The 18,445-nt window shown below is 61.8% G+C and carries 18 protein-coding genes and 1 pseudogene; 10 read left to right on the top strand and 9 right to left on the bottom strand.

What is annotated here, in order from left to right:
* The first annotated feature begins 1 nt into the window (after position 1).
* From GJB56_RS17790 to GJB56_RS17775, 4 genes are read left to right on the top strand one after another with little or no spacing between them, the layout of a single operon-like run.
* The gene (locus GJB56_RS17790) at positions 2-1,204 is read left to right on the top strand and encodes a lipid-transfer protein (RefSeq protein ID WP_019745320.1); all 1,203 of its coding nucleotides are present in this window, start codon (positions 2-4) and stop codon (positions 1,202-1,204) included.
* Positions 1,204-2,073: a MaoC/PaaZ C-terminal domain-containing protein gene (locus GJB56_RS17785; protein ID WP_046379299.1), complete on the top strand. Its 870-nt coding sequence runs from the start codon at positions 1,204-1,206 to the stop codon at positions 2,071-2,073. The genes GJB56_RS17790 and GJB56_RS17785 overlap by 1 nt, the downstream gene beginning before the upstream one ends.
* A complete protein-coding gene (locus tag GJB56_RS17780) occupies positions 2,073-2,723 on the top strand; it encodes a PaaI family thioesterase (protein ID WP_113682564.1) in 651 nt (216 codons plus the stop codon). The genes GJB56_RS17785 and GJB56_RS17780 overlap by 1 nt, the downstream gene beginning before the upstream one ends.
* Positions 2,724-2,746: 23 nt before the next feature.
* On the top strand, positions 2,747-3,535 hold the full coding sequence (locus GJB56_RS17775; protein ID WP_029256266.1) for an SDR family NAD(P)-dependent oxidoreductase: 789 nt from the start codon (positions 2,747-2,749) through the stop codon (positions 3,533-3,535).
* A gap of 31 nt (positions 3,536-3,566) precedes the next feature.
* On the opposite strand, the gene GJB56_RS17770 is transcribed toward GJB56_RS17775, so the two are convergent.
* The gene (locus GJB56_RS17770) at positions 3,567-4,391 is read right to left on the bottom strand and encodes a mycofactocin-coupled SDR family oxidoreductase (RefSeq protein ID WP_113682563.1); all 825 of its coding nucleotides are present in this window, start codon (positions 4,389-4,391) and stop codon (positions 3,567-3,569) included.
* 135 nt (positions 4,392-4,526) lie between these two features.
* On the opposite strand from GJB56_RS17770, the gene GJB56_RS31410 reads away from it, so the two are divergent.
* Positions 4,527-4,685, top strand: a complete 159-nt coding sequence (locus GJB56_RS31410) for a hypothetical protein (protein ID WP_195849549.1) — start codon at positions 4,527-4,529, stop codon at positions 4,683-4,685.
* A 63-nt stretch (positions 4,686-4,748) separates the two neighbouring features.
* On the opposite strand, the pseudogene GJB56_RS17765 reads toward GJB56_RS31410, so the two are convergent.
* The 5 genes and pseudogenes from GJB56_RS17765 to GJB56_RS17745 all read right to left on the bottom strand — a co-directional run bounded on the left by GJB56_RS17765 (position 4,749) and on the right by GJB56_RS17745 (position 9,876).
* Positions 4,749-6,137 (bottom strand): annotated as a pseudogene (locus GJB56_RS17765) (DUF222 domain-containing protein).
* Positions 6,138-6,323: 186 nt separating this feature from the next.
* A complete protein-coding gene (locus GJB56_RS17760) occupies positions 6,324-6,839 on the bottom strand; it encodes a nuclear transport factor 2 family protein (protein ID WP_042952939.1) in 516 nt (171 codons plus the stop codon).
* A 1-nt stretch (position 6,840) separates the two neighbouring features.
* Entirely contained in the window at positions 6,841-7,737 is an 897-nt protein-coding gene (locus GJB56_RS17755; RefSeq protein WP_113682562.1) for a TIGR03619 family F420-dependent LLM class oxidoreductase, read from the bottom strand.
* A 10-nt stretch (positions 7,738-7,747) separates the two neighbouring features.
* On the bottom strand, positions 7,748-8,218 hold the full coding sequence (locus GJB56_RS17750; RefSeq protein ID WP_113682561.1) for a nuclear transport factor 2 family protein: 471 nt from the start codon (positions 8,216-8,218) through the stop codon (positions 7,748-7,750).
* Positions 8,215-9,876, bottom strand: a complete 1,662-nt coding sequence (locus GJB56_RS17745) for a class I adenylate-forming enzyme family protein (RefSeq protein WP_113682560.1) — start codon at positions 9,874-9,876, stop codon at positions 8,215-8,217. The genes GJB56_RS17750 and GJB56_RS17745 overlap by 4 nt, the downstream gene beginning before the upstream one ends.
* A 254-nt stretch (positions 9,877-10,130) precedes the next feature.
* On the opposite strand from GJB56_RS17745, the gene GJB56_RS17740 reads away from it, so the two are divergent.
* The 3 genes from GJB56_RS17740 to GJB56_RS17730 are packed head-to-tail and all read left to right on the top strand — an operon-like array spanning position 10,131 to position 13,491.
* Positions 10,131-11,762: an AMP-binding protein gene (locus tag GJB56_RS17740; RefSeq protein WP_029537023.1), complete on the top strand. Its 1,632-nt coding sequence runs from the start codon at positions 10,131-10,133 to the stop codon at positions 11,760-11,762.
* A 20-nt stretch (positions 11,763-11,782) separates the two neighbouring features.
* A complete protein-coding gene (locus GJB56_RS17735) occupies positions 11,783-12,613 on the top strand; it encodes an SDR family NAD(P)-dependent oxidoreductase (protein WP_020909144.1) in 831 nt (276 codons plus the stop codon).
* Positions 12,610-13,491: an LLM class F420-dependent oxidoreductase gene (locus GJB56_RS17730; protein ID WP_046379290.1), complete on the top strand. Its 882-nt coding sequence runs from the start codon at positions 12,610-12,612 to the stop codon at positions 13,489-13,491. Before GJB56_RS17735 ends, GJB56_RS17730 begins: the two co-directional genes overlap by 4 nt.
* Positions 13,492-13,503: 12 nt before the next feature.
* Here GJB56_RS17730 and GJB56_RS17725 read toward each other — a convergent pair whose 3' ends face one another.
* Positions 13,504-14,766 carry a TetR/AcrR family transcriptional regulator gene (locus GJB56_RS17725; RefSeq protein WP_113682559.1) on the bottom strand — a complete coding sequence of 421 codons (1,263 nt, stop codon included), beginning with the start codon at positions 14,764-14,766 and terminating at the stop codon, positions 13,504-13,506.
* Positions 14,767-14,976: 210 nt separating this feature from the next.
* Here GJB56_RS17725 and GJB56_RS17720 point away from each other — a divergent pair, with 210 nt between their 5' ends.
* On the top strand, positions 14,977-15,216 hold the full coding sequence (locus tag GJB56_RS17720) for a LuxR C-terminal-related transcriptional regulator (RefSeq protein WP_020909141.1): 240 nt from the start codon (positions 14,977-14,979) through the stop codon (positions 15,214-15,216).
* A gap of 37 nt (positions 15,217-15,253) precedes the next feature.
* On the opposite strand, the gene GJB56_RS17715 is transcribed toward GJB56_RS17720, so the two are convergent.
* Entirely contained in the window at positions 15,254-15,817 is a 564-nt protein-coding gene (locus GJB56_RS17715) for a GtrA family protein (RefSeq protein ID WP_003939753.1), read from the bottom strand.
* A 65-nt stretch (positions 15,818-15,882) separates the two neighbouring features.
* The gene (locus GJB56_RS17710; protein ID WP_397509854.1) at positions 15,883-17,088 is read right to left on the bottom strand and encodes an enhanced intracellular survival protein Eis; all 1,206 of its coding nucleotides are present in this window, start codon (positions 17,086-17,088) and stop codon (positions 15,883-15,885) included.
* A gap of 133 nt (positions 17,089-17,221) precedes the next feature.
* On the opposite strand from GJB56_RS17710, the gene GJB56_RS17705 reads away from it, so the two are divergent.
* Positions 17,222-18,442, top strand: coding sequence for a fatty acid desaturase family protein (locus GJB56_RS17705; RefSeq protein ID WP_003939858.1), 1,221 nt, complete (start codon positions 17,222-17,224; stop codon positions 18,440-18,442).
* Positions 18,443-18,445 lie beyond the last annotated feature (3 nt).

Below are 18,445 nucleotides of genomic sequence, written 5' to 3'. Positions count from 1 at the left end.
CATGAGCAATCGCACCTTCGTCATCGGCGTGGGCATGACCAAGTTCGAGAAGATCGAGACCCGCGACTGGGAATACCCGGACATGGTGACCGAAGCCGTCTCGAATGCACTCACCGATGCCGGGATCAGCTACGACCAGATCCAGCGTGCTGCAGTCGGTTACGTGTTCAACGCGTCGACAGCAGGCCAGCGTGCCCTGTACGAAACGGGTCTGTCCGGTATCCCGATCTTCAACGTCAACAACAACTGCGCCACCGGCTCGACGGCACTGATGACGGCGCGCGAGTGGGTACAGGCCGGACAAGCGGACTGCGCACTGGCCGTCGGCTTCGAAAAGATGACCAAAACGGCGCTGACCGGAACCGGTGAGATGCCCAAGGTCACCACTTTGGACTCGCAGCTGAAGATCATGGTCGAGGACTACGGCTTCGCCCGATCGCCCATGACCGCTCAGTTGTTCGGTAATGCCGCCGTCGAGCACATGAAGAAGTACGGCACTACGGTCGAGCAGATTGCAGCCGTGGCGGTCAAGAACCACAAGCACTCGGTCAACAATCCGTATGCGCAGTTCCGTGACGAGTACACCCTCGAACAGGTGCTCGGCGACAAGATGATTCACGAGCCGCTGACGCGCTCGCAGTGTTCACCGACTTCGGACGGTGCCGGTGCTGCCGTCGTCGTGAGTGAGAAGTTCGTCCGTGAGCACGGACTCGAGGACCGTGCGATCGAGATCGTCGCTCAGGCCATGACCACCGACACCTCGGCAGCGTTTGCCGAGAAGTCGATGATCGACGTAGTCGGCGCGCCGATGACGGCTGCGGCCGCCGAGCAGGTCTTTGCCGAAGCCGGCATCAGCATCGACGACGTCGATGTCATCGAACTGCACGACTGCTTCGCGATCAACGAGATCATCACCTACGAAGGTCTCGGAATGTGTGGCGCCGGTGAAGGCGGAAAGCTCGTCGAATCCGGTGCCACTACGTACGGCGGCCAGTGGGTCGTCAACCCGTCTGGCGGTCTGATCTCGAAGGGCCACCCGCTGGGTGCCACCGGGCTGGCACAGTGCGCCGAACTGACGTGGCAGCTTCGCGGGACCGCAGACGCTCGCCAGGTCGAAGGCGCACGAATCGGATTGCAGCACAACCTCGGACTGGGCGGCGCGTGCGTCGTGACCGTCTACCGAGCCGGAACTTTGGAGAACTGATGGCTATCGATCTCGAGGTGGCATTGTCCGCCGAACCGACTGTGCGCGAAGCGTCGTGGACCGACCGCGACGTCATGCTCTACCAGTTGGGGCTCGGCGCCGGCGTGAACGCTCTGGATCCCGCCGAGCTCACCTGGGTGTACGAAAAGGGTCTGAAAGTGCTCCCGACCTTTGCAATGGTTGCAGGCCAGGGAGTTTCGGCGGGTGTACTGCCCGCAGCGTCGATGAGTATGCCGGGAATCGACATCGACCTGCGCAAGATTCTGCACGGTGGGCAGTCGCTGACACTTCACGCGCCGATCCCGTCGACGGGTGCTGCTCGTATTTCCACTCGCATCGCTGACGTGTGGGACAAGGGCAAGGCTGCCGTCATCGTGCTCGAGACGGCGGCCGAGGACCTTGACGGGAATCCGTTGTGGACCACCGGAATGCAGATCTGGGCCCGCGGTGAAGGTGGCTTCGGCGGCAGCGCCGGTCCCGAAGTTGTTGCCGGGGTGCCTGACCGGGCGCCCGACAAGGTACTGACGTCGAGCACGAGTCCCTCACAAGCGCTGGTGTACCGACTCAGTGGCGACATGAACCCGCTGCACGCTGATCCATCCTTCGCGAAGATGGCGGGATTCGACGCTCCGATTCTGCACGGTCTGGCGTCGTACGGCATCGTCTGCAAGGCGGTGGTCGACGGAATTCTCGACGGAGATCCGACGCGGGTGAAGAACTATTCGGTGCGGTTTGCCGGTTCGCTGTTCCCCGGCGAATCCATCACCACCTCGGTTTGGCAGGACGGCAACACACTGACCTTGGCGGCGACGTGCCCCGAGCGCGAGAACTCCCCGGTTCTCACACACGCAACAATGGAGATCAACTGATGGACCTCGGCACGCACCCCACGGCAGCCACACACCCGGGCGGCACGATTTTGACGTCGCCGCCGCAGGACGCCCCGGTCGACCGGGCCACGGCAGCAGCGCGTCGCGTTGTCGACGCGATGCTGCGCACCGACCGCGGAAACGCCAATCTGGATCGGGTTGCGGAGGAGCTCAACAGCATTGCCGAGCACCTCGAGCAGCACTCGCCCGAGGTGGCCGATCGCTTGATCGACATGTGGAACGGTGAGGGCGTGACTCGTCACGATCCGGTGACCGGTCCCGAGAATGCCATTGCGCCGCCGCTGGTTCTTGAAGGGCTCGCTGACGGGTCGGTGCATGGAGTGGTCACGTTGACGCTGCCGTACCAGGGCCCTCCCGGCCATGTACACGGCGGTGTTTCGGCGCTGCTGCTCGATCACGTTCTTGGCGTCGCGAACGCCTGGGGTGGAACTTCCGGCATGACAGCACAATTGAGCACTCGGTACCATCGCCCGACTCCACTGTTCGAGCCCCTCACGATCAGCGGCAAATTCCTTTCCAAGGACGGCCGCAAGATTCACACCGTCGGTGAGATCAAGACTGCGGACGGCGAATTGTGTGTGTCGGTAGAGGGATTGTTCATCGACAAGACCGTGCCGCGCCCCAGGTAGGGGTTCTGATGAAGGAGGGCCCAGTGGGCAAGCTCGACGGACGTGTAGCAGTGGTCACCGGTGCCGGTATGGGCATCGGGCGCGGAGTGGCAGGCGCGTTCGCGCGTGAAGGCGCGTCGGTGTTGGTTGCCGAGATCGACGAGGCAGCGGGCCTCGAAACGACCCAGTGGTTGCGGGACGAATGGGGCGCGGAGGCGGAATTCGTCCGGACCGACGTCACCGACAAAGCTCAGGTTGTTGCCATGGTCGACAAGTCCGTCGAGCGGTTCGGACGCCTCGACATCCTGGTCAACAATGCTTGGCGGACTTTCGGTTTCGCTCGGCTCGAGAAGATGACCGACGAGCAATTGCGCGGCGGTTTCGACATGGCAGTGATGGCCGCTTTCTGGGCCATGCAGGCTGCGTTGCCGGAACTCGAACGTCACGGCACCGGCCGCGTGATCAACATGTGCAGCCTCAACGGCGTGAATGCTCACATGTACTCGGTCCAGTACAACGCGGCCAAGGAAGCATTGCGAACGCTGACTCGCACTGCTGCCCGCGAGTGGGCTCCCAAGCACGTGAACTGCAACGTCATCTGTCCCGGTGCGCAGAGTGCGGCGTACAAGCGTGTCGCCGAAGCCAATCCGGAAAACGCGGCAGTGATGGCCGCACAGAACCCGATGGGGCGGATCGGCGATCCCCTCGACGACATCGGCCCCGTTGCGGCCTTCCTGGCGAGCGACGACAGCCGTTACGTCACCGGCAACACTCTCTTCGTCGACGGTGGTGGGCATATCAACGGTGTTCAGTGGGCGCCGACCGTCGACTGATCGGCAGTAATTCGGCTCGAGAATCCGGCGTCTATTTGGCCGTGAATCCCGCATCGACCGGCAACGCGATACCTGTGACGTATCGAGCCTGATCCGAGACCAACCAGGCTATCGCGTTGCTGACGTCGGAAGCTTCGATCAGCCCGACGTCCAAGAGATTGCCGACGTCGGCTCCGCTCGATGCGGGGGAGTCTGCGAACAGTTTCGCGACGGCATCGTTGACGACCATCGGTGTATTCGCTCCCGCCGGATGCACGGAGTTGACACGAATGTTGTGGGGAGCAAGCCAGTGCGCCCACGTGCGCCCCAACCCGACGATGGCGTGTTTACTCGCGCAGTAGCCGTCGGATCCGCCGGTTCCATCACCTCCGCGGCCGACAAGTCCCAGTGTTGATCCGGTCAGGACTATTGCGCCGCCTGTCCCTTGCTCGATCATCGCGGGCGCTGCGGCCTGGACGGTATTCCAGACGCCGAAAAGATTGACCTCCATCTGGTCGCGGAAGGCGCGGGCATCGTCGATGTCCGGGGACATCATGCCGATACCGGCGTTGGCCAGGACGATGTCGAGGCTGCCCAACACTGCGATACCTTCGGATACCGCAGCTCCCAGCGCGGGTAAATCGCGAACGTCGACTTCTCGCGCGACGACATTTCGCCCGACCGCCTCGATCATTGCCGTTGTCTGCCTCAAATCCTCGGCGGTACCCATCGGGTAGGCCACCGATTCGATCTGGCGGCAGATGTCGAGTGCAATGATGTCCGCACCCTCCTGCGCCAATCGCACGGCATGGCTTCGGCCCTGACCTCGGGCGGCTCCGGTGATCAGTGCGGTTTTGCCTTCCAACTGTCCGGGCATGGGGGCTCCGTCCGTCGTGAATCATGAGTACTCGGTCATGAGTACTGACTCGAGGGGACGGCGAAACTCGTCGCCGGCGACGTAGTCTGAGTTCAGATACAGCGGGAACTCGCTTCGGAAGAGAAGAGGCTCGGTATGTCCGATTGGGAGAAGAAGTTCGAAGCTGAAGCCAAGGGCCTCCTGGCAGAGGTTGAAGAAGAGCTGACCGTCCTCGAAGGTGTCGACACCATCGATCCGTTTGGTGAAGACGATCCTCCAGCGGGAGATGACGACACCAAGCCTGTCTCGGACTGACCCCTGCGACACGTCGACCTGACCCCTGCGACACGTCGACGCGCCTCGACGCCGCTCGGTATCTCAGAACGGTGGTGGGTCGTCCCCGTAGTCGATGGGTTCTCGGTGGGCTCGCGGTGATTTCCGCCGCTTGCATTGAACGTGCTCCTCAGCTCGTTTCTGTATCCGTCGGCGTTGACGATTGCGTTCGGACTGGATACGGGCGGCCTTGTTCTCCGCCTGGGTCCGCCGATCTCGACCGCACTGCGGCGGCATCGGGCCGTGCGGCCCGGCCATCAACCCTGCGGGGCGTGTTCGGTAGCAATGCCCAGTCGGCGATGTCAGCGACATGGTCCGATCCTGGTTCGACGCGAATTGCCACCGGTCGGAATGCTTGAGGCGATGGTGGTTGCGGCAGAACGCACTCATATTCGATTCGACTGTCTTGCCGCCGCGTTCGGGGTCGCCATGATGGAACGGTTCATTGTGGTCCAGATCGGAATTCCAGGCCGGGACATCACAATGCAGCCATTGGCAGCTGCCCGCGATGATCCGCAACCAGGTATCGAGAACTGAACCCGGCCGGTAGACGTACGCCGAAGCAGGCACCGGTTCGGTGGTGGTACCAGCGGGTACTCGGACGTTTCGAATTACGGCGTCTTGGGCGATGTCGCGAGCATGCTCAGCGCTGATCACCCCGTACCCGTCGAGGTGAGCGGGCTCGCCGCCTCCGCGCAGAGTTGAATCAGTCATCACGACGTGAACCACGGGCCGACGAACGACAACACCACCGCTACGATCCTGCGGGCAATCATCTCGGTCACAGTTGCACGGCAAGAACGGTGATCCGTTGGTCAACTCGAAGAGCGCGTCGGCTCATCGCTGCTCGTATGTTCGAGAGTCGTTTCGGCATACCGACATTGCCAACTCGCGTAGTCGGCCGTCGAATGCCCGAGCCTGCTCTGCCGGAATGCTGCCCAAGATCTTTGCCATCCCGTCCTCGGCAGCGCTGACCCCGACGAACCGATCGGTGAGAGCACGGCGTCGACGTTCTCGCATACCTTCCGGGTCCACCATCGCCACGATCCGATCGATCGCCGCTGTCAGTCGCCTTCCCGTCAAGCCCGTTCCGCCGGCTACTGGTGGGGCGAGAACCTGCTCGAGCAGTAGTCGTTCCACTTCGTCGATCAATTCGTCTTTCACGTTCGCGGTCGCGGAATCGATCAAACCAACTCGGTACAGATCCAACTCGCCACGCGCCATCGCCGCTCGAGTGCGATGCAAACGAGTCTTCAACGAGAACCCCAACCCGATCAGCTTGCCTGCAGCCGCGCGGCCCATCGTCAGTGACGCACCGACTTCCGATTCAGCCAACTCGTGTGAGGTCGACGACCACGCACCACTGGCGGCATGCTCTGAGCTTCGCCGCGAAAAGAACTCGGCAATCACAGCGAGCTTGCGTTCGACCAGCATCGCCTCACATGCGTGCAGATCTGTCATGAGATCAACCAGCGCACAATCAGTTTCGGTACCGGTCAGCTGCGCTGAGATACCGAAGAGCTCTGTTGTCGGGTTGAACATGCATCCATTCTATTCGAATGTGTGTTCGATATGAACTGAATTCTCAAATCAGTCGGAATAGTCCGAGTTTTCTGATTCTCAGCGAATTTCCAAGGCCTGTCGTAGTGCGCTCAGAGGATCCGAGGCGTCACGACGCCCACGCGGACCAGGACCTTCGGGGTTGACGAAGCGGCCCTCGTCCGAGCGAGTCCACTCTCGTACGGCCCATCGCTCCTTGATCGCCCAGCGACCGTTGCGACGCTCCATGTGGTCGATGAATCGCGCACCGCTGGTGAAGTTGATCATCCCGATGCCTTCGGGCCCACCCCAGTGTGTGGACATCGAGTACGCCTCGCTGATCGCGTGGTCGCCGTGCAGCTCGACCAGATGGTTGCCGATGTGATGCATCGTGCCGCCGATCGCCGAGAGTTTTGGTGTCACCCAGGCGATGTACTCGTCGATGTTGCCGTCGAATCCGGTGTGATGGTCGATCGCATCCGGGTGGTAGGCGCTGCGGACGAGATCGAAGTCGAGGCGGTCGATGCCACGGCAGTACGTCAGAACCACCTCACGGATTGCCTGCTTGTCGATGAGATCTTGCAGTGCCCGGTCCATGTCACGCCTCCTTGATACTGGTCATCCAGTCGAGTAGTTCTGGTAGTTCTTCGGCGGCGCAATCGAATACGGCGGGTCGGAGAACGACGACGGACGCGCCGCGGGCGAACCAGTCCCGGGCCTTGTCTGCGGTTGCCGAGAGGTCGACGGACCCGTTGTCGCGTCGAACCGGCGCCGCAGACACTTGCACGCGCGCCGACTCCGGGTCACGTTGGTGGGCTTCGAACGTGTTGCGCAACAGTGCAACACTGTCGGTGAACGTTCGCAGATCGGTCGGGTTCACGGTCCAGCCGTCTGCGACGCGTGCGATGCGGTCGAAGTTCCGCCGGCTTGGTCCGAAACCGAAGAGCACCGGTATTCGGGGTTGGATCGGCAGCGGGAGGCTGTGGTAGTTCTCGAAAGCGAAGTCGCGACCCTTGAAGGTGGCCGGTGCATTGGTCCACAGTTCGCGGCAGGCTGCGACGGTCTCCTCCATGCGCCCGAATCGCGCGTCGAAAGGCATGTTGGTGGCGGTGTATTCAGCTTCTTGCCATCCAACGCCGAAACCCATGACAGTTCGACCTTCGGACAATGAGTCGAGAGTGGCAACCTGCTTTGCAAGCAGGGCCGCTGGGCGAACAGTGGCGATCAGAACCGATACTCCGAGGCGAGCTCGTTCCGTCACCGCGGCGATCGAAGACAGAAATGAAATCGGTTCGTACCAAGGGTGATCCAACGGGAACAGGAAGTTGTGTTCGACTACCCGCTGGGCGTGAGCGTCGGCATTGAACCCGAGGTGGTCGCCGGTGCAGATCAGATCGATCCCGGCACTGTCAGCACCCGCGGCGAAGTCCAAGACCGGGCGGACCTTGCCGTCGAACAGGGCCTCGAGACCCAAAACATTGACACCGATTTCCACAGTCGTTCCTCTACAGTGCCCGCTTGGCATGAGCGGACATGTCGCCCATGTTGTCCCAACAGAAGAGCCTCGAGCTGAACTGCCAGGACCCGTCGATGCACGAGAAGCGATCGAAGTAGCGTCCCGACAAAATGGGTTGCAGGGCAAGATCTTCGGTACCTTGTATGACCGTGACGTACGAGAGCGCCGTCGCTGATTCACCGTCGACCGAGATTCGCGTGTTGGTCAGCAGATGTTTGGTGCGTGGAACCGGCGGATCTCCGTACATCCGAATGAAGCCGCTGCAGGCTGCGAACACTGCGTCGGCGTCGGACGAAATGAGTGTGGTGGCAACCCCGTCCGGTCCGCACTGCCCGTAGTCGGACTGGGCGAACAATGCAGCGACTTCACCCAATCTGCCCTGATCGATCAGATGCGTGTACTCACAGAGCAGGTCACGGATCGCAGACTCGGCGACGATCCGTGACAGCTCCGCGGTCATACGGTGATCTCGCGCCGAACCATCTTGCCGGTTGCGTTGCGAGGCAACAGATCGCTGGTGATGCGCCACTTCGACGGCACCTTGAAGTAGGAAAGTCGCTCGGCGGCATAGTCGCGCAGCTCCGCCTCCGTGGTGGCAGCCCCGGGACGCAGTACAACCACGGCGGACACTTCCTGGCCGAGGTCGGGGTGCGGCATGCCGATGACAGCGCACTCGATCACGTCGGGGTGTTCGTCGAGCGTCTGCTCGATCTCGGTGGGGTAGACGTTCTCGCCACCACGCAGGATCAGATCGGAACGACGACCGGTGAGACGGAGACGTCCGTTCTCGATGACGCCGAAATCGCCGGTGCGGAGCCAGCGTCCAGGTGCAATTGCAGACTCAGTCGCCTCGTCGTTCTCCCAGTATCCGAGCATGACGAACGGGCTGCGCACGCACACTTCACCTTCGATGCCGTCCGGCAGCCACTCGCCGAAGGGATCACGAATCTCCATCGAGACGGTGATGATCGGACGTCCGAGAGTGCCTGGGAACTCTTCGAGTTCGGCGCCGACGGCGACCGCAATTGCGGTGCTGCATTCGGTGAGGCCGTAGCTGTCGACCAGAGCATTGCGTGCGAACGGCACCTGCTCCTTGAGGCGTTCTTTGAACGCGGGCGACGACGGCGCAGACGCCAGCGAGAATGCAGTCAACGAAGAGACGTCGTACTTGGCGATGTTGCCGTGTTCGAGTAGCCGCGATGCCATCGTGGGGACAGCACCCCAGTTGGTGACGCGCTCGCGTTCGACCAACCCGAGCACCTTGTCGACGTCGAAGCCGCCCTCGGTCAGGATGACGGCGCTGCCTGTCGCGAGACGGGGGACCACCAGATTGTGCAGGCTGGCGATGTGGAAGAGCGGGGAGGTGAGTAGATAACGCAATGGGCTCGGCTTGGAAGCGTCGTACTCACGGCCGGTGAATGCAGCGCCGATCGCGTCGCTGTACTTGTGGTAGTCGACGACGGCCATCACGTTGCGGTGCGAGTGGAGTGCGCCCTTGGGGCGGCCACTGGTACCGCTGGTGAACAGGATGACGGCGGGGTCGTCCTCGTCGATGTCGGTGCTCGGCACGTCGGAGCCTGTATATTCCGCGATGAGCGCGGGCAGATCCTCTTCCATGGTGAGGACCGTGATGTCTGCCGGCAGTTCGGGGAGGGCGGCGCCGCGCTTGGCGTCCACGACCAGAACCTTCGGACGTGAGAGCTCGATCCCGTGGGTGACCTCGCGCGGAACCCACCAACCGTTGAGACCGACAGCGATCGCGCCGAGCGCCTGCGTCGCGAAGAACGTCATGACCCATTCGGGAGTGTTGGCAGCGAGGATGCCCACACGGTCGCCCTTGCGGACTCCGTACTTGTCCCGCAGAGCAGTTGCCAGCGCGGCGACGGAATCGGCGTGCTCGGTGAACGAGATTCGACGATCGCTGGTGACGAGATAGTCGCCGTCGCCCCAGGCGCGAGATGCCGAGATGAGTTCACCGATGGCGTGACCACGGTTCTTCATCACGGGCATTATGGTGCCGAGAACCTCTTCTTCGACGATCTCGAATGGCCCACCTGGACCGGTGAGGCGTGAGACCGCCTGGTCCAGAAGCAACTGCGGATCTGCGGGGGCAGTCATGGAATGGCCTTTCGTATTGTGGCGCTTTTCACGTCACAAAATCTCACGAGAAAATCATATCTGTGGCGGTGGTTACCACTGAGCGAGACTGGGACGGTTCCGGCATTGAGGCGTCGATACGTTCGAGTCGTATCGCAGTTGGAGTAATCGACATTCCGATATCGACTAGGACACAGGACACGATGACGAACACCGCCACCGAAGCATCTTCGAATGCAGCTCTTGCAGCTCCTCAGCGCGAGGACGTCGCGCAGATGTTGATCGACCGTCTCGGTGATCAGCACCTGGGTCTGCGGACGCGGACGCAGGACTGGAGCTGGGACGAGGTGGTGCGCGAGAGCGCGGCGCGCGGCTCGCTTGCGAAGTCGCTTCGCGCGCCTGGACCGTTTCACGTCGGAGTACTTCTGGAGAACGATCCCGAGTTCCTGTTCTGGCTCGGCGGCGCGGCCCTGACCGGGGCCACGATCGTCGGCATCAATCCGACCAGGCGTGGAGCTGAACTCGAGGCTGAGGTTCGGTACGTCGACTGCCAGCTGATCGTCACCGACAAAGCGGGCTACGAGAAGTTGTCCGGCCTTGACCTCGGACTGACCGAAGATCGTTTTGTTCTGGTCGACGACGCGTCATACCCGGACAAGATTTCCGCTCACCAGGTCGAGTCGCCTCAGATCGACCTCGGCGTCGACGCGTCGACGCTGTTCTTGCTTCTCTTCACCTCGGGCACCACCGGAATGTCCAAGGCAGTGCGGTGCAGCCAGGGGCGTCTGACGCGGTTGGCCTACGCGAACTGCGCCAAGTACGACATCGACCGCGACGACGTCTGCTACTGCTGCATGCCGCTCTTCCACGGCAACGCGTTGATGGCTCTGTGGGCGCCGGCCCTTTCGCAGGGAGCTACGGTCTGCCTCGTTCGTAAGTTCACCGCCTCGGGATTCATGCCGGACGTTCGGTTCTACGGCGCAACATATTTCACCTACGTCGGTAAGGCCTTGGGGTATCTCATGGCGACGCCGGAACTGCCCGACGACATCGAGAACACCCTCACGCACGGCTTCGGGACCGAGGCGTCGCCGGGGGACAAGGCAGAGTTCATCCGCCGTTTCGGTGCGCAGCTTTTCGAGGGATACGGTTCGAGTGAAGGTGCCGGTTCGGTCGTGCTCGATCCGAACCAACCTGCCGGCGCGCTTGGCCGTCCCGCGAGCGAGAACATCGTCATCGTCGATCCCGATACCCGCGAAGAGCGACCCCGCGCAATTCTCGACGAGCACGGTCACGTGCTGAACCCCGACGAATCCATCGGCGAGATGGTCGACAAGGCCGGATCGAAGAAGTTCGAGGGGTACTACAAGAACGAAGACGCAATTGCCGAGAAGATTCGCCACGGTTGGTACTGGACAGGCGATCTCGGCTACGTCGACGAGGCCGGGTTCATCTACTTCGCCGGACGTAAGGGTGACTGGATCCGCGTCGACGGTGAGAACACCTCGGCTTTGATGATCGAGCACATCTTGCGTCGGCACCCCAAAGTGATTGCCACGGGTGTCTTCGCGGTACCGGATCCGCGTTCGGGCGATCAGGTGATGGCAGCTGTCGAGGTCGCCGACTTTGCCGATTTCGATCCGGCCGAGTTCGCCGCCTATCTTGCCGCGCAGGCGGATTTGGGTACCAAGGCAGCGCCGCGATTTGTTCGTGTTTCGACTGATCTGCCCGTCACGGGCTCCAACAAGGTACTCAAACGTGAACTTCAAGCCGACCGCTGGCGGACCGACGAACCAGTGTTCCACTGGGTGGGCCGCGGTACTCCCGAATACACGTTGATGACCGAAGCTGACGTGGTGGACCTGGAGAAGGAGTTCGAGACGCACGGCCGCACGCGGTTCCTATGACACGGCCGCACGCGGTTCCTATGAGTGGTGTTGCGCTGGTTACCGGCGCTTCCCGGGGGATCGGCCGTGAGTGCGCGCTGGCATTCGCGCGCGCCGGATTCGACGTTGCAATCACTGCTCGCACCGTTCGTGAAGGCGAAGGGCGGGCGGCCCCGCGAACGAGGCAGGGGGAGCAGGTCATTCCGGTACCCGGCAGTCTGGAGACGACGGTTGCCGAGATCGAGTCCTTCGGTGTGCGCGCCTTGGCCGTTCCGATGAACCTGCTCGATCTGGCCTCCGTCCGCGGCGCCGGTGAACGGGTGCTGGCGGAGTGGGGACATGTCGACGTGTTGGTGAACAACGCCTACGCACAGACGGTCGGAAACATGGACCGGGTGCTCGACATCGAGATCGACGACGCCCAGGCGATGGCGATCGGCAACTATCTGCACCAGCTTGCGTTGATTCAGGTGATACTGCCGTCGATGATCAAGAGCGGCAACGGGGTGGTCGTCAACCTCGCATCTGGTTCGGCGACCCTGGATCCGCCTGCGCCTCCCGGCGAGGGTGGTTGGGGTTTGTCGTACGCCGCGTCGAAGGCGTCGTTCGGACGTATCGCCGGAGCGATCAACTCGGAGTATCGAGGCGCCGGAATCAAAGCGTTCAACCTGAGTCCGGGATTTGTCATCACGGAATCAGGGAAAGCCCGTGGTGGCGCGGACGCGATAGTGGAAGCCGGATTTGCGGCCACACCGGCATCCGTGCCCGCCGCTGCTGCGGTGTGGCTTGCAACAGATCCGGATGCGGACCGGTTCCTCGGTCGCGTCGTGGACGGTCCGAAATTGATGGCGACACTGGAGGAAACGGTATGAAGCTCGGCGTAGTTGTTCCGGTCGAATTGGGTCGAAGTGGAGATCCCGACTGGATTCTGCAATTCGCCCGTGCGGCTGAATCGTTGGGTTTCGACGAGATCTCGGCCGTGGAGCACTCGGTGGTCATCGCGGATACGGCGAGCGAATACCCGTACTCTCCGACCGGAAAATCTCACCTACCCGATGACTGTGACATCCCGGATCCACTGGAACTACTGTCATTTGTTGCCGGCGCCACAACGACTTTGGGTCTGTCCACCGGAGTTCTGGTGCTTCCCAACCACAATCCGGTAGTGCTTGCCAAGCGCTTGGCGACGCTGGATCGACTTTCGGGTGGGCGATTGCGCATCTGTCTCGGTCTGGGCTGGATGAAAGAAGAGATCGAAGCGTGCGGCGGTGACTTCGAGCGCCGCGGCAAGGTAGCCGATGAGGCCATCGCGGTGATGCGTTCACTCTGGGAGGGCAAGGAAGCAGTCGATTTCGACGGCGATTACTTCTCGTTCAAGGGTGCGTACAGCTGGCCGAAGCCGCACCGCGAATCCGGAGTTCCGCTCTACATCGGTGGACACAGTCTCGCTGCTGCTCGGCGAGCAGGCCGGTTGGGTGATGGTTTCCAGCCGCTGGGACTGGCCGGTGAAGATCTCGACAAGGCTGTAGCGGCGATGAAAGCGGCTGCGGTGAAGGCAGATCGAGATCCTGCCGACGTATCGCTGGTACTCGGTGCGACACTGCCCAGGCTCGACGAAGCGAAACTCGACTGGGCACGCGGGTTGGGAGCCGATCGAATCGTGTTGTCCGCGAGCCGTCGTGGCACGTCGTTGGAATTGATCATCGACGAAATGGCTGAATGCTCGAAGCGGCTGGGGCTCGGCGCGTAGTCCTTTCTCTGATCAGGGATGCGCCAGCCCGTTCAGGACCATCGCGCCGACGAAGGCAGCGTTGTCGGCTGGGCTGTCCGATCGGCGGGTGAAGCACCTCAGTAGGAGGGTGTTGGTGATGCCTGCGGCGATGTCCATCGGAGCACTGATGGTCGACATCGCTCCGTTGTCCTGGCCGCGCTGCACAATCGGCGCGATGATCGAGGGAATGTTGAGTTTCTCTTTGAGCGAGAGCAGGCTCTCGGGCTCGCCGTAGGTGTCGTGGGCAACGGCAACCAGCAGTGCATCCATGAACTCTGTTTCGTCAGAGGCTAGTTGTGCGCAGCGGAGTAGGAAGTTCTCGATGATCGCGACGTCACCGAGACCGATCAGGATGTCGTCGGCAACGGTCTCTCGCAGTGAGTCCACGCGGCTCTGAAGGGCTGCCACCAAGATGTGGGGCTTGGTGGGAAACAGTTTGTTGGCGGCGGCGCGGGGAACTGCCGCCGTGTCGGCGATGTCGTTGATCTGCGTCATGAAGTATCCGCGCTTGCCGAATTCGCTACGCGCAGCGGCGAGAAACGCCGCTCGCGGATCACGCGGCAGCGGACGCGGCTCAGCGGGCTGGTCGATGGGACCGACAACGTCATCGAGGTGTTGGTGAAGGCCGGACGTGTCGACGACGGCGCCCAGTATCGCGAGCAGTGCGTCGGACATGATGTCGGGTGAGACGGAGCGGGAATCGATGCGGCTACGAATGCGGAAGCCGTCGATCACCGCGTTGACCGTGACAGCGAAGGTCTTGGTGGTGAACGGCCTTCGGAGTGTTGCGTCGGTTTTCTCGAAAAGGGCCTCGTAGGCCGCGGATACGAGCTCGTCGCGTCGACGATATTCGTTTTCCAGAGCGGTGGAGGTTCGCCGGTGTGAGCCCGCAAAAATGTGTGAGAGAAGGCTTCTTGCAGTCGACGCGTCGTTGACGATTGCGTCGAATGCCTCTTTGACGAGAGTGGTGACCGTCGGACGAAGCGCGTCGTCGTTTGCGGCCAGCTGTGCGCGCACGGTCTGCTTCACTTTGTCTGCGCTGTGCAAGGTCGATTCGGTGAGGCTGGTGATCACGGCCTCGATGAATTCGGATTTGGTGCGGAACTTGCGAAAGAACGTGGCCTGCGACGCACCGGCTTGGTTGACGACCTGTTCGCTCCGAAGTCCGCGTTCGAGAATGTCTCGAGGGGCCTCGACGAGAGACGTCACGCCGGCATCGACGAATTGCATGGTGGAGGCGTCGCGGTCAGTCATCGCCGGTCCTTCGGTCGTTCGACAGTCTCTCCCGCACATAACGGGCAAACAAGACTCTACCGAGGTCAAGGCCCACTCGAGTGGTGTTCTGAGAGTGTTCACTCTCGCTCGAGAGTTATCTCAGTCAACAAACGGAGTGACCCTGCGACCATGCTCCGTTTCCATGGGAGTTCGACCGCGCGAAAAGCCTGGAAGTTAGGGACACCACCGATGAAGACTGCTGACTCACCCAGCCTCAGTAGACGTGAAGTACAGGTGCTGTTGACCTGGATTCGCTGCGACTCGAAAGCCGAAGTCTCCCGTGAGTTGTACATCGCGGAGGGGACGGTGAATACGCATCTCGCGCGTATTCGAGGGAAGTACGACGAAGTGGGCCGGACAGCCCCGACGAAGATGGCGCTGCTTGCACGGGCCCTTCAGGACGGGCTGATCGGTATCGACGAACTCTGATCGAAGCGCGAGCGATCGGGTGCGTCGATCCGGGAAGTCAGTCGAGGGCGGTGGCGTCGGTTGTCGGCGTCTTGGTGCCGGGAGTCGCTTCGATGTCGAGAACGACCTGGCTGTCGGTGGCTTCTTCGGGGAAGACGTACCGACGCATGGCCCACCAGCGGAAGGCCGTCGCCAGCAGGGTCCCGATGATCGATCCGCTGATGAAGTCCGCGAAGTTCTCCATCAATACCGACACCTCGGGTTGACGCAGGTGGAACACGTACCTGGAGGTCCAGAGAGGTACCTGGTTGATGGCCAAACCGATACCCGCGACGATGAAGAACAGAGCGGCCTCGTGATGGCGCTGTCGACCACCGCGCTGAGCAAACGACCATTCGCGGTTGAGGACGTAAGACAGAACCGTCGCGATCAGGACCGCAAGGATGTTGGCCGTCACCGGGTGCTGAGGCAGAACCGTCCACTTGATGCCGAAGAACAGCACCGTGGTGACGATGAAGGCGATGCCGCCGACCACCAGGAACTTGAGCATTTCTGCGTGCGGCAGGACGCGCACGAGAACCCGCTCAGGAAGCCTATTGACCATCTTTTCGACAAACGCCATTGTTCGAGGCTAACCCTGAATACGACCGACGGCACAAATCGTCGATGCCCGTGTCGGCAAGATCATCAGAATCCGTACCCGAGAATTGCGGGCTTCTCTGCGTTGAAAGCGAAGTCGAAATTCCGGATCTCCCGCGGATCGGACGCGTGGAGTCGGTGCGCCGCCGCGAAGGTCTTGGCCTGGTGCTCGCCCAGGTACAAGCTGCTCAGGACATCAGAGGGCATCGTGATCGCGGGCTCCGCGTCAGTGGCCGTACAGGTGGCCTTGCCACCCTTGACCTGAAGTGCAAAAGTTCCGCCGGCCTTCAGGAACGGATCTTCGACCTTGATGACGGTGTCCAGGTCAGCAGCATATTCACGAGCCTCGAGAGCCGCGGGCACGTCCATGATGCGCAGCCACAGTCGATCGGAGCGCGTCGTCGTCCGGGCAAGACGGTAGTCCGTCAGCATCAGCCGGAGTGGACCGGCAGGATGTTGGCGTGTCTCGATCCGGGTGACGAGGTCGAGGCCGCAGATCGTGCGCCACAGCGCCGCGTGCGCGTCTTCGGTGATCGTCACGAACTCGTCGATCCGGGCGATGCTGTCGCGGCCCTCGCTCGTGTGCCGGTAAGCGATGTATCCGTCCGCGTGTGTCAGAAAGAACAGTCCGGAGGCGCCGTCACGATCCTCGGACGGGTCGGCGAACATATGGTCCCAGAGCGGTTGCGGACGCAATTGAGCGCCGGGTGTCAGCAGTCGCCAGCGATCGTAGATCTCGGGTAGAAGCGTCGAGGCAGCTTTGACGTCGACGATCGACACGCCACCGTTGTCGGGCACCTCGGGGCGGAACCGCGCGAAGCGGCGATCGAGGGTGATGCCCTCGCTGAAGGTGGCCGGGCCGTATCCGAAGCGGTTGTAGATGCCGGCCTCGCTGGCCGTCAGGGCGGCAAGTGGTGCTCCGGTCGACTCGATGTGGGCGTGAAGTGCAGTGAACATCGAGCGTAGGACGCCACGGCGACGGTGAGTCGGTGCGACGGATACCCAGGTGATCCCGCGCGTGGGGAGCTGGTGTCCGCCGGGCACGGTGAATTCCATGTCGATTTCGATGGCCACGCCGACGGGTAGGTCACCGTCGACGGCGAGGATGATGTCCTCGGGCTTGTAGAGCGCCTTCGTCAGTTCGCTGACCGCGGGAGACGGGTGAAAACCGAACCCCACCGAGTCGAGTAGTTGGAGAGCCGGCCAGTCGCTCTCGGTAGCGGTGCGGATGGTGATCTTGTTTTCGGGGCTCACGTATATCGACTTTGGCATAGATTGCGTGAAGACGCACATGAATATCGGGGCTGACGTTTCCGCACCGGCTCCCAGGGGTACCGCCCGACGGACCAGTCCTGCGGCACGGAGAAAACCGATACGGAGAAACACTGTGGCGATCACCGACATCAAGGAATATGCCCATCTCACCGAGGAAGACGTCGAAGCGCTCGGGCGCGAGTTGGACGCCATTCGGCTCGACATCGAGGAGAAGCGCGGCGCGCACGATGCTCGATACATCCAGCGGACGATCGCGTTTCAACGCTCTCTGATGGTGGCCGGCCGCATCGTCTTGTTCGCCAGCAAGAAGAAGCCTGCCTGGATTCTGGGGACTGCGCTGCTTGGGGTCGGCAAGATCATCGAGAACATGGAACTCGGCCACAACATCATCCACGGTCAGTGGGACTGGATGAACGATCCCGAGATTCACTCGAGCAACTGGGAGTGGGACAACACCTGCCCGTCCTCGGGATGGAAGCACTCGCACAACTTCACTCATCACAAGTTCACCAACATCGTCGGCCTCGACAACGATGTCGGCTACGGCATCATGCGCGTCACGCGCGATCAGAAGTGGCACGCCGACTATCTCTTCCAACCGATCACGAATTTCGTGCTGGCGACCCTCTTCGAGTGGGGCGTCGCACTGCATCACCTCGAGACCGACAAGCTTCGCAAGGGCGAGGTGAAGTGGTCCGAGAAATCGGAGATGGCCAAGGACGTCGGAAAGAAGATCGCGCGTCAGGTGGCGAAGGATTACATCCTGTTCCCCGCCCTGACCGGCCCGGCGTGGAAGACCACGTTGACGGCCAACGCCGTTGCAAATCTCATCCGCAACTATTGGAGTTACGCCGTCATCTTCTGCGGGCACTTCCCCGACGGTGCCGAGAAGTTCACGCTCGAGGAATTCGAGAACGAATCCCGCGCTCAGTGGTACTTACGACAGATGCTGGGGTCCGCCAACTTTCATGCCGGTCCCGTCATGGCCTTCATGAGCGGCAACCTCTGCTACCAGATCGAGCATCACTGCTTCCCTGACCTGCCGAGCAATCGGTACTCGGAAATCGCGGTGCCGCTGCGGGACTTGTGTGACAAGTACGACCTCCCGTACACCACCGGGCCGCTGTGGAAGCAGTACGGATTGACGTTGCGGACCATCTGGAAGTTGTCGCTGCCCAACAGGTTTCTCTCCGCGTCCCAGGACGATGCTCCGGAGACGCACTCGGAGTTGAAGTTCCGCATCCGCGGCGGAATCAAGGAAGTCTTCGGCGTCGATCCGCAGACCGGTAAGCGGCGCGGCCTGCGAACTGCGATCGCGATGGTGTCGAGCTGATCG

Origin of the sequence: Rhodococcus sp. AQ5-07, from assembly GCF_009707305.1 — a bacterium.
Taxonomy (GTDB): domain Bacteria; phylum Actinomycetota; class Actinomycetes; order Mycobacteriales; family Mycobacteriaceae; genus Rhodococcus_F; species Rhodococcus_F erythropolis.
This window is presented reverse-complemented; position numbering and strand designations above follow the sequence as displayed.

Bases quoted from the DNA above. Each gene is read 5' to 3' on its own strand.
- GJB56_RS17790 (WP_019745320.1), top strand. From the start codon at position 2: ATGAGCAATCGCACCTTCGTCATCGGCGTGGGCATGACCAAGTTCGAG.
- GJB56_RS17785 (WP_046379299.1), top strand. From the start codon at position 1,204: ATGGCTATCGATCTCGAGGTGGCATTGTCCGCCGAACCGACTGTGCGC.
- GJB56_RS17780 (WP_113682564.1), top strand. From the start codon at position 2,073: ATGGACCTCGGCACGCACCCCACGGCAGCCACACACCCGGGCGGCACG.
- GJB56_RS17770 (WP_113682563.1), bottom strand. From the start codon at position 4,391: ATGCCCGGACAGTTGGAAGGCAAAACCGCACTGATCACCGGAGCCGCC.
- GJB56_RS31410 (WP_195849549.1), top strand. From the start codon at position 4,527: ATGTCCGATTGGGAGAAGAAGTTCGAAGCTGAAGCCAAGGGCCTCCTG.
- GJB56_RS17760 (WP_042952939.1), bottom strand. From the start codon at position 6,839: ATGGACCGGGCACTGCAAGATCTCATCGACAAGCAGGCAATCCGTGAG.
- GJB56_RS17750 (WP_113682561.1), bottom strand. From the start codon at position 8,218: ATGACCGCGGAGCTGTCACGGATCGTCGCCGAGTCTGCGATCCGTGAC.
- GJB56_RS17745 (WP_113682560.1), bottom strand. From the start codon at position 9,876: ATGACTGCCCCCGCAGATCCGCAGTTGCTTCTGGACCAGGCGGTCTCA.
- GJB56_RS17740 (WP_029537023.1), top strand. From the start codon at position 10,131: ATGTTGATCGACCGTCTCGGTGATCAGCACCTGGGTCTGCGGACGCGG.
- GJB56_RS17735 (WP_020909144.1), top strand. From the start codon at position 11,783: ATGAGTGGTGTTGCGCTGGTTACCGGCGCTTCCCGGGGGATCGGCCGT.
- GJB56_RS17730 (WP_046379290.1), top strand. From the start codon at position 12,610: ATGAAGCTCGGCGTAGTTGTTCCGGTCGAATTGGGTCGAAGTGGAGAT.
- GJB56_RS17725 (WP_113682559.1), bottom strand. From the start codon at position 14,766: ATGACTGACCGCGACGCCTCCACCATGCAATTCGTCGATGCCGGCGTG.
- GJB56_RS17720 (WP_020909141.1), top strand. From the start codon at position 14,977: ATGAAGACTGCTGACTCACCCAGCCTCAGTAGACGTGAAGTACAGGTG.
- GJB56_RS17715 (WP_003939753.1), bottom strand. From the start codon at position 15,817: ATGGCGTTTGTCGAAAAGATGGTCAATAGGCTTCCTGAGCGGGTTCTC.